General features: G+C 67.9%; 2 protein-coding genes. One reads left to right on the top strand and one right to left on the bottom strand.

Going from position 1 to position 1032, the window contains the following annotated elements; all coding sequences use genetic code 11:
* A partial coding sequence (locus ACOJVU_RS19745; protein WP_421531328.1) for a PE family protein occupies positions 1-656 on the top strand: 656 nt, incomplete at its 5' end.
* A 20-nt stretch (positions 657-676) separates the two neighbouring features.
* Here the strand turns inward: ACOJVU_RS19745 and ACOJVU_RS19740 are convergent.
* The coding region (locus tag ACOJVU_RS19740; RefSeq protein ID WP_421531327.1) for a hypothetical protein at positions 677-1032 on the bottom strand (356 nt) is incomplete at its 5' end.

The raw sequence follows: 1032 nt of genomic DNA, 5'->3' as shown, positions 1-1032 counted from the left end.
CGATGTCGTATCTGGCGGTAGCCCCAGAATTCCTGACTTCGGCGGCAACGGAATTGTCCGAGATCGGCTCGGCGGTGGTCGCAGCGCATGCTGCGGCGGCGGTCCCCACGACCGGGGTGGTGGCCGCGGCCGAGGTGCCAGCGGCGGTCGCGGCGCTGTTTTCCTTACAGGGCAAGCAGTTTCAGGCGCGCAGCGGGCAGGCGGCAGCGTTTCATACCCAGTTTGTGCGGGCAGTTGACCGCGCAGGTGGTGCGTATGCGACCGCCGAGGCGGCCAGTGCGACGCCGTTGCACTCCCTCGAACAAGCAAACTCGGCCTTTCAGGGGTCCTGGCAGGCATTCACGGGACGGCCGCTGTTCGGCAATGGCACCGACGGGACACCGGGAACGGGACAGGCCGGTGGTCCGGGTGGCTGGCTTTTCAGCAACCGCGGAAATGGCGGGTCGGGTGCACCCGGGCAGGCCGGAGGACACGGCGGGTCGGCGTTCTTGTTCGGCAACGGCGGTACCGGCGGTTCCGGCGTAACCGGCGTAACCGGCGTAACCGGCAGCATCGGCCAGGCGGGCGGGGCCGGCGGGGCCGGCGGGGCTGGGGAGGCTGGGGAGGCTGTTTTTTGGTACCGGCGGCGCCGGCGGGTTAGGCGCGATGTCGCGTAGTTAGGTTCATGGGCCGGTTGTCAACTGGTCGTTGATGCTGATGTCGACGGTGATGTTGTAGCTGTTGCGGTCGACGGGTCCTTTGGCGCGGTGTTTGGAGATGGCGCATTTGACGATCCGGGGACTGGTTCGGTGGCGGCGGACCGGGAGCTGTGATCGAGCACGGCGTGGCCGATCTTGCCGATGACGTCGATGGTGGTGGTGTCGGCGATGACGCCGGCAGCCTGGATGACCTGGCCACAAGCGGTGTTGAGGGCGATGCTGAAGCCCGCGCGGTCGGCGGTCCTGGTGGTGGTGGCGTCGGACATCGCGATGCGCAGCGCTTGGTAGGTGGTCAGCAGGGCGTAGATCTCCTGGGCGATCCCGTCGGGTGTGC

The sequence above is a fragment of the Mycobacterium sp. THU-M104 genome (assembly GCF_049197365.1).
Classification (GTDB): Bacteria; Actinomycetota; Actinomycetes; order Mycobacteriales; family Mycobacteriaceae; genus Mycobacterium.
The sequence above is the reverse complement of the archived record's forward strand: the minus strand, read 5'-3'. Positions and strand labels throughout refer to the sequence as shown.